12 protein-coding genes and 2 tRNA genes are annotated in these 12,666 nt (G+C 37.9%); 9 read left to right on the top strand and 5 right to left on the bottom strand.

The features are described 5' to 3' along the window. Positions 1-110 precede the first annotated feature (110 nt). Positions 111-818 (top strand): dipeptidase PepE, encoded by a 708-nt coding sequence (pepE, locus tag B4F31_RS12225; RefSeq protein WP_075326191.1) that lies wholly within the window; start codon positions 111-113, stop codon positions 816-818. A 1-nt stretch (position 819) separates the two neighbouring features. Next, entirely contained in the window at positions 820-1,734 is a 915-nt protein-coding gene (locus B4F31_RS12220; RefSeq protein ID WP_075326190.1) for a glutaminase, read from the top strand. An 80-nt stretch (positions 1,735-1,814) separates the two neighbouring features. Here the strand turns inward: B4F31_RS12220 and rpsT are convergent, their stop codons facing one another. The 4 genes from rpsT to proS form a co-directional block, all read right to left on the bottom strand. Further along, on the bottom strand, positions 1,815-2,063 hold the full coding sequence (gene rpsT, locus B4F31_RS12215; protein ID WP_075326189.1) for a 30S ribosomal protein S20: 249 nt from the start codon (positions 2,061-2,063) through the stop codon (positions 1,815-1,817). Between the two features lie 29 nt (positions 2,064-2,092). Continuing rightward, positions 2,093-2,164 (bottom strand) — tRNA-Glu (locus B4F31_RS12210). A gap of 66 nt (positions 2,165-2,230) precedes the next feature. Further along, a tRNA-Glu gene (locus B4F31_RS12205) sits at positions 2,231-2,302 on the bottom strand. A gap of 78 nt (positions 2,303-2,380) precedes the next feature. Next, positions 2,381-3,859: a proline--tRNA ligase gene (gene proS, locus B4F31_RS12200; RefSeq protein ID WP_075326188.1), complete on the bottom strand. Its 1,479-nt coding sequence runs from the start codon at positions 3,857-3,859 to the stop codon at positions 2,381-2,383. A 110-nt stretch (positions 3,860-3,969) separates the two neighbouring features. On the opposite strand from proS, the gene B4F31_RS12195 reads away from it, so the two are divergent. Beyond that, positions 3,970-5,118, top strand: a complete 1,149-nt coding sequence (locus B4F31_RS12195; RefSeq protein WP_286761398.1) for a hypothetical protein — start codon at positions 3,970-3,972, stop codon at positions 5,116-5,118. Positions 5,119-5,254: 136 nt separating this feature from the next. Next, the gene (locus B4F31_RS12190) at positions 5,255-6,757 is read left to right on the top strand and encodes an OmpP1/FadL family transporter (protein ID WP_286761397.1); all 1,503 of its coding nucleotides are present in this window, start codon (positions 5,255-5,257) and stop codon (positions 6,755-6,757) included. Here B4F31_RS12190 and B4F31_RS18165 read toward each other — a convergent pair. Then, positions 6,741-6,890, bottom strand: a complete 150-nt coding sequence (locus B4F31_RS18165) for an HK97 family phage prohead protease (protein ID WP_143083604.1) — start codon at positions 6,888-6,890, stop codon at positions 6,741-6,743. The genes B4F31_RS12190 and B4F31_RS18165 overlap by 17 nt on opposite strands. 31 nt (positions 6,891-6,921) lie before the next feature. Here B4F31_RS18165 and B4F31_RS12185 point away from each other — a divergent pair, with 31 nt between their 5' ends. The 5 genes from B4F31_RS12185 to secA all read left to right on the top strand — a co-directional run bounded on the left by B4F31_RS12185 (position 6,922) and on the right by secA (position 12,629). After that, positions 6,922-7,701: a hypothetical protein gene (locus tag B4F31_RS12185; RefSeq protein ID WP_143083603.1), complete on the top strand. Its 780-nt coding sequence runs from the start codon at positions 6,922-6,924 to the stop codon at positions 7,699-7,701. A 161-nt stretch (positions 7,702-7,862) separates the two neighbouring features. Further along, complete coding sequence (locus B4F31_RS12180; RefSeq protein WP_177195632.1) at positions 7,863-8,039, top strand: hypothetical protein; 177 nt, start codon at positions 7,863-7,865, stop codon at positions 8,037-8,039. A 198-nt stretch (positions 8,040-8,237) separates the two neighbouring features. Then, complete coding sequence (locus tag B4F31_RS12175; RefSeq protein WP_093301924.1) at positions 8,238-8,810, top strand: cob(I)yrinic acid a,c-diamide adenosyltransferase; 573 nt, start codon at positions 8,238-8,240, stop codon at positions 8,808-8,810. Between the two features lie 149 nt (positions 8,811-8,959). Further along, a complete protein-coding gene (locus B4F31_RS12170) occupies positions 8,960-9,181 on the top strand; it encodes a DUF2795 domain-containing protein (RefSeq protein ID WP_008272287.1) in 222 nt (73 codons plus the stop codon). 88 nt (positions 9,182-9,269) lie between these two features. Next, positions 9,270-12,629, top strand: coding sequence for a preprotein translocase subunit SecA (gene secA, locus B4F31_RS12165; RefSeq protein ID WP_286761396.1), 3,360 nt, complete (start codon positions 9,270-9,272; stop codon positions 12,627-12,629). The last annotated feature ends 37 nt before the right edge of the window (positions 12,630-12,666 follow it).

The raw sequence follows: 12,666 nt of genomic DNA, 5'->3' as shown, positions 1-12,666 counted from the left end.
CTTAGTCCTTATTTATAGTAAAGCAGCTTGTAAACTTTTGTTAAAACCCCTATTTAGACTAATTTTAAGTCAATATATATTATACTAGCATTAGAAAAATAAAAACATTTATGAGCAAAGCATTATTGGCCAGCACCTCAACTTTACATGGGCAGGACTACCTGGAATATTTAATTCCGGAATTAAAGGTATTTTTTAAAAATATAGATGAAGTGATCTTTATTCCTTTTGCCCGCCCCGGCGGAATTTCGCACACTGAATACACTAAAAAAGCTTCCGAAGCTTTTAACGAAGCCGGAATTAACTTACGTGGAATTCACGAATTTGAAGATATGACTGAAGCTATAACTCAAGCTAAAGGAATTTTTACCGGTGGGGGTAATACTTTTTTACTGGTTTCTGAGCTCTACCGAAATAAATTAATGCAACCGCTTAAAGAAAGTATTCAAAATGGCGCAGCTTATATGGGCACCAGTGCAGGGACGAATATCGCGGGCTTAACAATGCAAACCACCAACGATATGCCCATAGTCTATCCGCCGAGTTTTAAAACTTTGGCAGTAGTTCCTTTTAATATTAATCCGCATTATTTAGATCCCGATTCAAATTCTACGCATAAAGGAGAAACCCGGGAGACACGAATAAAAGAATTCCACACTATAAATACGCAACCCGTAATTGGACTTAGGGAAGGTAGCTGGATATTGGTTTCAGATAATAAAATTGAGTTAAAAGGTAGCTTGAGCGCTCGCATTTTTAAATCAGAAAAATTACCTTTCGAGATAGAAACCAATTCAGACTTAAGCGAATTAAATTAATATGGACTACCAAAGTATACTAAATACTATAAATGACGAACTGAGTTACCGGGATGTAACCGGCAAAGTTGCCTCTTATATTCCTGAACTCGCCAAAGTAGATCCGCGTAAATTTGGTATGCACGTTTATTGTGGAGACCGGCAACATTTTAGTTTTGGAGATAGCGAAGAGCTTTTTTCTATTCAAAGTATCTCTAAAGTTTTTAGCCTTTCTATGGCTATGCGTATTATGGGTGAAGATCTTTGGGACCGGGTAGATGTAGAACCCTCGGGAGATCCATTTAATTCGTTAAGCCAGTTAGAATACGAAAGCGGTGTGCCCCGAAATCCTTTTATAAACGCCGGCGCTTTGGTAATTTCAGATATTTTAGTAGATCAATTAGAAGATCCAAAACAGGAATTATTAGATTTTGTAAGGAAAATTACCGAAGATAATAGCATTAATTTTGATCTCAAAATTGCAGCTTCAGAACGTTCTACAGGATATAGAAATGTAGCACTGGTAAATTATATGAAAGCATTGGGGAATATTAAATGTGAAGTTGAACCTATTGTAGATTTTTACTTTCACCTCTGTTCTCTGGCAATGTCCTGCAAACAATTAGCCCAGGCCTTTATGATTTTCGCTAATAAGGGTAAAATATTAAGTACAGATGAAGAAATTTTAACGCCTACCTCTGTAAAAAGGATAAATTCTTTAATGCAAACCTGTGGTTTCTATGATGAAGCCGGGGAATTTAGTTTTGAAGTAGGATTACCGGGGAAAAGTGGTGTTGGCGGAGGTATTGTAGCCATTCATCCAGACCAGTATTCAGTAGCGGTTTGGAGTCCTATTTTAAATGAAAAAGGAAATTCAGAATTAGGAATGAAGGCTTTAGAACGCCTTACTTCGCTAACCGGTCTTTCGGTTTTTTAAACCCAAAAATTATTAAAAATAAAAAAATGCTTTCCGCAAACGCAGAAAGCATTTTTTTATAATTGAACACTGTAATATTATTAAAGCGCAGCTACGTGCTTAGCAAGTTGCGATTTTAAGTTTGCAGCTTTATTATCATGTATAATATTTTTCTTTGCTAATTTATCTACCATAGAGATAACAGAAGGCAAAAGAGCTTCAGCTTCTTTCTTCTCAGACTCCTTCAACTTTTTAATTGCGTTTCTGGTAGTTTTATGCTGGTAGCGGTTTCTAAGACGTTTGGTCTCATTGCTACGAATCCTCTTCAATGCTGACTTGTGATTTGCCATTACAAAATTGCTTTAATTATTTTTTAAAGTAGTCCGTAGGGGAATCGAACCCCTGTTACCAGGATGAAAACCTGGCGTCCTAACCCCTAGACGAACGGACCATTAATTTATTTCAAATTGCCTTTTCAGGACTTTAAAAACACAAAACTAAAACTTGTGTTCTGTTGTAGTCCGTAGGGGAATCGAACCCCTGTTACCAGGATGAAAACCTGGCGTCCTAACCCCTAGACGAACGGACCATTTTTTTGTTTCAATGCGGATGCAAAAATACAACTATTTTTGAATGCCGCAAGAGTTCCACAAAAAAATTTTAAAAATTAATATGCCTTCGCAAAAAGCACTCTTTGCTCAGACGGTTTCCCTGTAAGCACACAGCTTCCCGACTCTTTTTCGGAATTAAATGGTATACAGCGAATTGTGGCTTTGGTAAGCCCTTTTATCTTGTTTTCTGTCTCTGCAGTTCCATCCCAATGGGCAGAAATAAATCCTCCTTTTTCTTTTAAAACTTTTTTAAATTCATCAAAAGAATCTACCTCGGTGATATGTTCGTTTCTAAAATTGAAAGCTTTATCAAATAAAGTATCCTGCATTTCAACCATAAGGTGCTTCACCTTCTCCACTACTTCTGTTTGGTTTACAAACTCTTTAGCGAGGGTATCTCTTCTTGCAAGTTCAACACTTCCTTTCTCAAGATCCTTTGGCCCAATAGCCAATCTTACCGGCACTCCTTGTAATTCGTATTGAGCAAACTTCCAACCTGGTTTTTGCGTATCTCTATCATCGTATTTCACCGAAATACCGGCTTCTTTAAGATCATCAGCCAGTTTGTTGGCTACCTTAGAAATTTCTTCTAATTGTCCTTCTCCTTTATATATAGGAACAATTACTACCTGAGTAGGCGCTAAATTTGGAGGAAGTACCAAACCGTTATCATCACTATGCGTCATAATAAGCGCTCCCATTAAACGTGTAGAAACACCCCAGGAGGTTGCCCAAACATTTTCTAATTTTCCTTCTTTAGAAGTGAATTTTACATCAAAAGCTTTTGCAAAGTTCTGACCTAAAAAGTGAGAGGTTCCTGCTTGCAGAGCTTTCCCGTCCTGCATCATTGCTTCAATGCAATAAGTTTCTACAGCACCGGCAAAGCGTTCACTTTCGGTTTTACTTCCTTTTATAACCGGCATTGCCATAAATTTCTCGGCAAATTCGGCATAAATATTATTCATTAATTCAGTTTCCTCCAGGGCTTCCTGTTTGGTGGCGTGGGCGGTATGCCCTTCCTGCCAGAGAAATTCTGAAGTTCTCAGGAATAATCGGGTTCGCATCTCCCAACGCACCACATTAGCCCATTGATTGATTTTAATAGGAAGATCTCTATAAGACTGAATCCAGTTTTTGTAAGTATTCCAGATAATAGCTTCAGAAGTTGGTCTAACTACAAGTTCCTCTTCCAGTTTAGCTTCAGGATCTACTATTAATTTAGATTTATCATTAGGATCTGTCTTAAGCCTGTAATGAGTAACCACGGCACATTCTTTCGCAAAACCTTCGGCATTTTTTTCTTCAGCTTCAAAGAGATGCTTGGGAACAAAAAGCGGAAAATAAGCATTTTGATGTCCGGTTTCCTTGAACATTTTATCAAGCTGGGCCTGCATTTTCTCCCAAATGGCAAATCCGTAGGGTTTAATTACCATACAACCTCGTACTGCGGAATTTTCAGCTAAATCAGCTTTTACTACCAATTCGTTGTACCATTTTGAATAATCTTCGCTTCTTTTGGTTAACTTTTTACTCATTCTCTGGATTTGGCATAAATCTTGTATTTTGTTAAACACAATCTAAATGCAGGTTTAGTTAGCGCAAAACTAACTATTTTTGTAATGTTCAACAATAAAATACTAAGCTAATGATACGCAATTACGACTTACACAAAAAAGCAATTCTATTTGTTGCTCCTATGTTCTTGCTATTGTTAGCATCTTGCGGTTCTTACCAGTATTCTGGTTATGAGGATGGGATCTATGGTGATTCTAACCAACAGCAATCAACTTCTGAAGAGCCATCCCAATATGCTAATAATAATAATAATAAACAGGATCAGGGAAATTCATACTATAAGAACCTTTTTTCAGAAAAATCAGAATTTTATGGCCAGATGGCCGATAACATAATCTTTACCGATGTAGAATCTTACTCCTCTGCAGAAGGCGGAGAGGATGAAGTTTATTATGAAGACCAACAAGCTTATGTTGGCGGAAGAGCTCCCTGGGGTGAAGATCCAGATCAATATACTATAAACATTTACAATACCGGTTTCCACGGTGGATTTTACAATCCATGGAGATGGAATCGTTTTGGATATGGTTACGGTTTTGGAGGTTACTGGAATGATCCGTTTTTCTGGGATCCATTTTATGGTCCAGGTTATTGGGGTGCCGGTTTTAGTCCCTGGGGCGGAGGATTTGGCCCATGGGGTGGCGGTTTTGCATACGGCTCACGATGGGGCTGGGGTAACCACTTTGGCTTCGGATTTGGATATGGAGGCTTTGGAGGCTTTTATAACCCATATATAGGAAGAGGATATTTAAACAACCCATATTATGGCTATCGTAACAATTACAGAGACGTAGCTTATAATAGCGGAAGAAGAGCCAGCTATTCAGATTATGGTACAAATTCAAGGGATAATGTTTCCCGTATTAGAACTAACGAATCTTCTTATTCCAGAAGCATTCGAAATATTAGAAGCAATGATAATGCTTCAAGAAGTAGAAGTTATACCAGAAGTAATTCAGATAATTCTAACGTTTATTCCCGATCTAGCAGAAGGAGCGAACCATCTAGAATCAACACTTCTTCTTCAAGAACAAATTCGGCTATAAACAGGTCTAATAGAAGTTCAAGATCTAACTCTACTTATAATAGATCTTCTAATAGTTCTTCAAGAAGTAGCGGTACTGTTCGCAGTAGCTCTAGTAGTTCCAGAAGTTCTGGTACAAGAAGTTCAGGCGGAAGTAGTCGTTCTTCTTCATCCAGAGGTGGCGGTAGAGGATAATCAACTTCTGGCGTGAAAGTATTTTAAAAAAAATTGAATCAACCTTACAGTTTCCCGCTGTAAGGTTTTTTCTGAAATCAATAAATATACTCCGGTCTAAAACCCGGTAAACCGTAAAAGGATTTAAAAATAGTTTATGAAAAAGATATTTATAATATTGAGCATTCTTTTAGCAGGAAGCGCCCAGGCTCAAAACATTACCGATGCTTATAGATACAGTTCTGAAGAACTGAACGGAACCGCCAGGTTCCAGGCACTTGGTGGTGCTTTTGGAGCACTTGGGGGAGACTTATCTGCCATTACAGTAAACCCGGCCAGTTCTGCCGTTTTCCTTAATTCTTTTGGAACTATGACTTTGTCTCACCGTTCTACCAATAAAAATGTAGATTATTTTGGAACCGGTACTACAAATGAAAATTCAGATTTTAACTTTAATCAGGCCGGTGGTGTACTTGTTTTTGATACAAGAAGTGATAGTCCCTGGAGAAAATTTAGTTTAGGTTTAAATTATAGTCAGACCAATAATTTTGACGATGCTTTTTTGGCTACTGGAACAAGCCAGACTTCTATAGACCAGTATTTTCTAAATTATGCTAACGGCATACCATTAGATTTACTCCAAACCCGTGAAGATGAAAGCATCTCTGATCTTTATTCTTATTTAGGAGAAAACGAAGGTTTTGGAGCGCAACAGGCATTTTTAGGATACCAGGGCTATGTTATAGATCAGGCAGAGGATTCACCAGATAACACCGAGTATAATTCCTTTATAAGCCCCGGGAATTTTAACCAGGAATATCGTTCTGTGGCTACCGGTTTAAACGGAAAATTTTCTTTTAATTTTGGGACACAGTTTAAAGATTTCTTATACCTGGGTGCTAACCTAAATACCCATTTTTTAAACTACGACCGTAGTACAAGGTTTAGAGAAAACAACAGTAATTCAGGTAGTGCTACCAATCAGGTAATTTTTAATAACAACTTAAGCACAACCGGAGACGGATTTTCTTTTCAGTTAGGTGCGATTGCCAAAGTAAGTGATAGATTTAGAGTTGGCGCATCATACCACTCTCCCACCTGGTTTAGTATCGTGGAAGAGGCTACCCAGTATCTCGAAACAAATAACGAAGCGAATGAGCGGGTGGTTGTAGACCCCAACGTTTTAAACCTCTACCCTGATTACAATCTTAAAACTCCCGGTAAAATTACCGGTAGCCTTGCTGTACTATTCGGTACCAAAGGATTAATTAGTTTTGATTATTCCTACAAAGATTATTCAGCAACTGAATTTAGACCTACAGATGATCCCGAATTCGATTTTCAAAATGGTCTTATTTCAGAAGAACTTCAGGCGGCTTCTACTTTTAGATTGGGTGGAGAATATAGAATCAATAACTGGAGCTTAAGAGGCGGTTATCGTTTTGAGCAAAGTCCCTACGCTAACGAATCTACTGTAGGCGATTTAACCGGCTATTCGGGTGGTATTGGCTACGATTTTGGAAGTATGAAATTAGACCTTGCCTACACCAACGCAAATTACGAGGAAAATGCAAGACTTTATGAAACTGGTTTAACCAATACGGCAAATATAGACAGAGACCTCTCCCAAGTGATTTTATCGCTTAGCTTCGGCTTGTAGGAAAACGATCTTTTGTTTTTAACTTAAAACGCCCTTTTTGGGCGTTTTTTAATTTAAACCCTATACTACATCCTCTTATATCACTATTTTTCAGTAACTTATACAACCTATTTATTGAAGCCTCATCTATCATAGCTGCATTACTAACATTTAAATACACAGTTATGAAGTCAATTTTTTACTGGATGATGCTAATTCCTTTTTTGGTATTTTCCCAAAATCAGTCAGATAACAATGAGGAATATCTCATTGTTGGATCCACTATTTTTTCAGCAAAAAGCGATAAAATAAAAGAGTTTTCTGAAGGTATGAAAAATCACAATGAGCAGTTTCATGCAGAAGGAGCTATGGGAGTACGAATTTTTACAATCATGAATGGCCAAAATGCGTATGATTATATGGCGGTAATTGGGCCAATGCCGTGGAGTGCTTTTGATGAAGCCAGCCCTACCCAGGAAGCACATGATGAAGACTGGACCAATAATGTGATCCCTTATTTAGAGAGCGAAGAGGAAGTGACTTTTTGGAGATTCCATAATAAATTATCTCATTTTCCTTCTAATTTTGAAATGAGCAAACTTAGAGTAAGCGTTTGGGACATAGCAAGAGGAAAATATGAAGATATGATTTCTAAGCTAGAAATGGTAACAGGAGTTTTAAAGGAAAAATCACCTGAAACGCCTTTCGCAATTTACACCAATGAATTTTCGTCTACCAACTCTGGCCAGGATCTTTCTGTAGTATATTTCTTCGATGATTTTGCCTGGCTGGGAAAAGATCAAAAGCTTAAAGAGAAGTTTGAGGAAGTTCACGGGGCTGGTTCTTTTAATTCTTTTACACAAGATTGGATGAATATTACCAATGGCGCTTCTCAGGAACTTTGGGTTTATAACCAAAACCTAAGTGGGATTGGCCCGCAGGTAACCACTTCTACCGAAGATTAAAATTTAAAAAATGAGTTATAAAAAAGTCAGCATAGAAAAATTTTCTATGCTGACTTTAATTTTTACATAAACTTCCTCTTCAGTATGCATCTATTGAAAAATTTAATTTAATTCCTTAAAAACTCAAAATTTCATATCTTGTAAAAAATTAACAGTTTATCATGTTTGAGTTTGACCAGGAAACCTGGATTTACTTCGCGCTTATTGCGGCTTTTCTCGTTTATTTTATTTGGAATTCCCGTAGAGCAAAAAAGAACCGTAAGGCTCGTAAGAACAGAAATTTTAGAAGGCGCTATATGGAACGCCGAAGAGAGGAAAAATCTGAAACTAATATTTAACTTCTTAGCCTCATTAATTGCCGCCTTAATTCTTCATTTTGTACTTTTGAAAAGTAAATTACTTTACCAGGGAAGGCAAAGTCTTAAGTAAAATAATTTAGGCCCGGGACTAAAAATTTAATTTGAAAAAGCCTGGAATTCAAGTAAGAATTTTGAGTATTTTAATTTCAATTATCCAGTAAGAAACAAAACATTTATATGAAGATATATACAAAAACCGGTGATAAAGGTACTACTGCCCTTTTTGGAGGCACCAGGGTTCCCAAACACCATATTCGCATAGAAAGTTACGGCACTGTAGACGAACTTAACTCTCATATTGGACTTGTTCGCGATCAGGATACCGGCGAACATACCAAACAGGTTTTAAGCAGAATTCAGGATAGGCTCTTTACTATCGGCTCTACCCTGGCGACAGATCCTGAAAAACAAAAATTAAAAAACGGAAAAGAGCGATTAAATATTCCTAAAATTTCGGCAGAAGATATAGAAATGCTGGAAAAAGAAATGGACAAAATGAATGAGGAACTTCCTCCTATGACTCATTTTGTGCTTCCGGGAGGCCACCAAAGCGTGTCATTCTGTCACATAGCGCGGTGTGTATGCCGGCGTGCAGAGCGACTTGCCACAGCTTTACACGAAATTGAAGCTTTTGACGATAAGGTTTTACAATATCTAAATAGACTATCTGACTATCTATTCGTACTGGCACGGATGTTGTCTAAAAAATTAGAGGCCGAAGAGGTAAAATGGATTCCCGAAAAATCTTAGTTCTTATTTTAAGGCTTCAGCAAGAATTATTCAGTAAAATCTATAATTTTAGCGTATGTTCTTAACAGTATTGATTAAATAATAGATTTTTTTCTTGGCTATTACCACAAAAAATTTATTTTTGCAAAAATAATAAACCTGAGCAACCCATGTATTGGACTTTAGAATTAGCATCTTATTTAAGTGATGCACCCTGGCCTGCAACTAAAGACGAATTAATTGATTACGCCATTAGAACAGGTGCTCCACTAGAAGTAGTAGAAAACCTACAGGCGATTGAAGATGAAGGAGATTCGTATGATTCTATTGAGGAAATTTGGCCCGATTATCCCACTGATGAAGATTATCTTTGGAATGAGGATGAATATTAAATAATAACACGCAAAAAATAGAAAAAAGTCTCCAAAGTGAGGCTTTTTTTTTGCGTACATTTGAACCCCGTATTAAACAAAAACTATTATGAGTTTTTTAAATTCTGTATTAAAAGTATTTGTTGGCGATAAATCTAAAAAAGACGTCAAAGAAATACAACCTATAGTCGATAAGATAAAGGCGCTGGAAGGTGAGTTTGAAGCCCTTTCTATAGACGAACTTAGGGCTAAAACAGCAAGCTTTAAGGCGAAGATCGCTGAAGCTCTAAAAGATATAAATAAACAAATTGAAGAGCTGGAAGCCGAGGCCGATGCCAGTGACGATATTACCCGAAAGGAAGATATTTATGCTGAAATTGATGCGCTGAAAGCTAAATCTTATGAGATCTCTGAAGGGGTTCTTAACGATATTCTACCCGAAGCCTTTGCAACGGTAAAAGAAACCGCAAAACGCTTTTTTCATAACGAACAACTTAAAGTTACCGCCTCAGAATTTGATCGCGAGATTTCTGCCGAAAAAGATTATGTAAATCTTGAAGGCGATCACGCAATCTGGAACAATTCCTGGGATGCTGCCGGAAAACCGGTAACCTGGGATATGATTCATTACGATGTACAGCTAATTGGTGGTGTGGCTATGCACCAGGGAAAAATTGCCGAGATGCAAACCGGTGAAGGTAAAACCCTTGTGGCAACCTTACCAATGTATCTTAACGCTCTTACCGGAAACGGAGTGCACCTTGTAACGGTAAACGACTACCTGGCAAAAAGGGATAGTGCCTGGATGGCGCCACTTTTTGAATTTCACGGTTTAAGTGTAGATTGTATAGATTACCACAGGCCAAATTCAGCCTCCAGGAGAAAAGCCTATAATGCCGATATTACTTACGGAACCAACAATGAATTTGGTTTCGATTATTTGCGTGATAATATGTCTCACGCTCCAAACGATCTCGTACAACGCCCGCATAACTTTGCCATTGTAGATGAGGTAGATTCGGTTTTAATTGATGATGCGCGTACACCTTTAATTATTTCCGGGCCAATCCCAAAAGGTGATGTTCACGAATTTAACGAACTCAAACCTGCAATTTCTAATATTGTAGAACTTCAGCGTAAACACCTTACTAAGGTTCTTGCTGAAGCTAAAAAACTTATCAAAGAAGGAAACACCAAAGATGGTGCATTCTTGTTACTAAGAGTTTATAGAGGTCTACCAAAGAATAAAGCACTTATTAAATTTCTTAGTGAAGAAGGTATAAAACAGTTACTGCAGAAGACCGAAAATCATTACATGCAGGACAACAACCGTGAAATGCCAAAAGTAGATGCAGACCTTTATTTCACTATTGAAGAAAAAAGCAATCAGATAGACCTTACCGATAAAGGTATTGAGTTTCTTTCTGCCGATGGGGATTCCGATTTCTTTGTTATGCCAGAGATGGGAATGGAAATCGCCAAGATTGAAAAAGAAGGACTTTCTAAAGAAGAAGAAGCCGAGAAAAAAGAAGAACTTTTTAGAGATTACAGCGTAAAAAGTGAACGTATTCACACTTTGCGCCAGCTTCTAAAAGCCTATACTCTATTTGAGAAAGACGACGAATATGTGGTTATAGACAATAAAGTAAAAATTGTAGACGAGCAAACCGGCCGTATTATGGACGGGCGCCGTTATAGCGATGGCTTACACCAGGCAATTGAAGCCAAGGAAAACGTAAAAATTGAAGATGCTACCCAAACCTTTGCAACAGTAACGCTTCAGAATTACTTTAGAATGTACAGCAAGTTATCTGGTATGACCGGTACAGCTGTAACTGAAGCTGGAGAATTCTGGGAAATCTATAAATTAGATGTGGTAGAGATTCCTACCAACCGTCCTATTGCCAGAAAGGATAAGGACGATATGGTTTACAAAACCAAAAGAGAAAAATATAACGCGGTAATAGACGATGTTACCCAGCTTTCTAATGCAGGAAGACCCGTACTTATTGGTACAACTTCTGTAGAAATTTCAGAATTACTCTCAAGAATGCTGAAATTGAGAAATGTTCCGCACAACGTGCTTAACGCGAAACTACATAAACGAGAAGCCGATATTGTGGCCGAAGCAGGTAAATCTGGTATTGTAACTATCGCCACTAACATGGCAGGTCGTGGCACCGATATTAAACTTAGTAAAGAAGTTAAAGAAGCCGGTGGTTTAGCCATTGTAGGTACAGAGCGTCACGATTCACGGCGTGTAGACCGCCAGTTAAGAGGTCGTGCAGGCCGCCAGGGAGATCCGGGAAGTTCTCAGTTCTATGTTTCTCTGGAAGATAATCTAATGCGTCTATTCGGCTCTGAAAGGATCGCAAAATTAATGGATAAAATGGGTCTGGAAGAAGGTGAAGTAATTCAACATTCCATGATCTCAAAATCCATTGAGCGTGCCCAAAAGAAAGTAGAGGAAAATAACTTCGGAATTAGAAAGCGTTTGTTGGAATATGATGATGTGATGAACGCCCAACGGGAAGTGATTTACAAACGTCGTTACCACGCATTATTTGGCGACAGGCTTAAGGTTGATATTGCGAATATGATCTTTGATACTTCTGAAGCGATTACCGAAAATAATAAAGTTGCCCAGGATTATAAGAATTTTGAATTTGAACTGATTAGGTATTTCTCTATGAGTGCCCCGGTTTCAGAAGAAGAATTCGAGAAAATGAGCGTACAAAAAATTGCCGGAATTGTCTATAAAGAAGCCTACCAGCATTACCAGGAAAAGATGAAGCACAGCGCTTCCAGGGCTTTCCCGGTAATTAAGCAGGTTTACGAAGACGAAAGCAACAATTTTGAAAGAATTTCTGTACCATTTTCAGACGGGCAAAAAACGCTTCAGGTAGTTACGAATCTTGAGAAAGCTTACGAAACCGAAGGTGTTCAGTTGGTTAAAGATTTTGAGAAAAATATAAGTCTTGCAATAATTGATGATGCCTGGAAAACCCACCTTCGCAAGATGGATGAGTTAAAACAGAGCGTTCAATTAGCGGTTCACGAGCAAAAGGATCCATTATTGATCTATAAATTTGAAGCTTTTGAATTGTTTAAATCTATGCTGGATCACGTAAATCGGGATGTAATTTCTTTCCTTTTCAAAGGTGAAATTCCAGAAGGAAATGTTTCAAATATCCAGGAAGCAAGACAACGCAAAAAAGAAAAAGTAGAAACTCAAAAAGATGAAATTCCTAATATAGACGAAAGAGCTGCTCAAAGTCGCGCTGCTGAGAACACCCAACAGCAACGCCGCCCACAGGTGACCGAAACCATTACCAGAGACCAACCAAAGATTGGCCGTAATGATAAAGTGACTATAAAAAATGTAATGAGTGGCGAGAATAAAACTCTTAAATACAAACAGGCTATTCCGCTTATTGAAAAAGGAGATTGGGTTGTTGTGAATCAGTAATTTAATTTTAAATTATACAAAAGGGCTGTTTAAACCT

The organism is Salegentibacter sp. UBA1130, from assembly GCF_002311535.1.
GTDB classification, from domain to species: Bacteria; Bacteroidota; Bacteroidia; order Flavobacteriales; family Flavobacteriaceae; genus Salegentibacter; species Salegentibacter agarivorans.
Note: the sequence above shows the minus strand (reverse complement) of the source record. Positions and strands in the feature narration are given on the sequence as shown.

Coding starts and splice junctions, on each gene's coding strand:
- B4F31_RS12180 (WP_177195632.1), top strand. CDS start 7,863: ATGTTTGAGTTTGACCAGGAAACCTGGATTTACTTCGCGCTTATTGCG.
- B4F31_RS12170 (WP_008272287.1), top strand. CDS start 8,960: ATGTATTGGACTTTAGAATTAGCATCTTATTTAAGTGATGCACCCTGG.
- secA (WP_286761396.1), top strand. CDS start 9,270: ATGAGTTTTTTAAATTCTGTATTAAAAGTATTTGTTGGCGATAAATCT.
- B4F31_RS12185 (WP_143083603.1), top strand. CDS start 6,922: ATGAAGTCAATTTTTTACTGGATGATGCTAATTCCTTTTTTGGTATTT.
- proS (WP_075326188.1), bottom strand. CDS start 3,859: ATGAGTAAAAAGTTAACCAAAAGAAGCGAAGATTATTCAAAATGGTAC.
- B4F31_RS12195 (WP_286761398.1), top strand. CDS start 3,970: ATGATACGCAATTACGACTTACACAAAAAAGCAATTCTATTTGTTGCT.
- rpsT (WP_075326189.1), bottom strand. CDS start 2,063: ATGGCAAATCACAAGTCAGCATTGAAGAGGATTCGTAGCAATGAGACC.
- pepE (WP_075326191.1), top strand. CDS start 111: ATGAGCAAAGCATTATTGGCCAGCACCTCAACTTTACATGGGCAGGAC.
- B4F31_RS18165 (WP_143083604.1), bottom strand. CDS start 6,890: ATGATAGATGAGGCTTCAATAAATAGGTTGTATAAGTTACTGAAAAAT.
- B4F31_RS12190 (WP_286761397.1), top strand. CDS start 5,255: ATGAAAAAGATATTTATAATATTGAGCATTCTTTTAGCAGGAAGCGCC.
- B4F31_RS12175 (WP_093301924.1), top strand. CDS start 8,238: ATGAAGATATATACAAAAACCGGTGATAAAGGTACTACTGCCCTTTTT.
- B4F31_RS12220 (WP_075326190.1), top strand. CDS start 820: ATGGACTACCAAAGTATACTAAATACTATAAATGACGAACTGAGTTAC.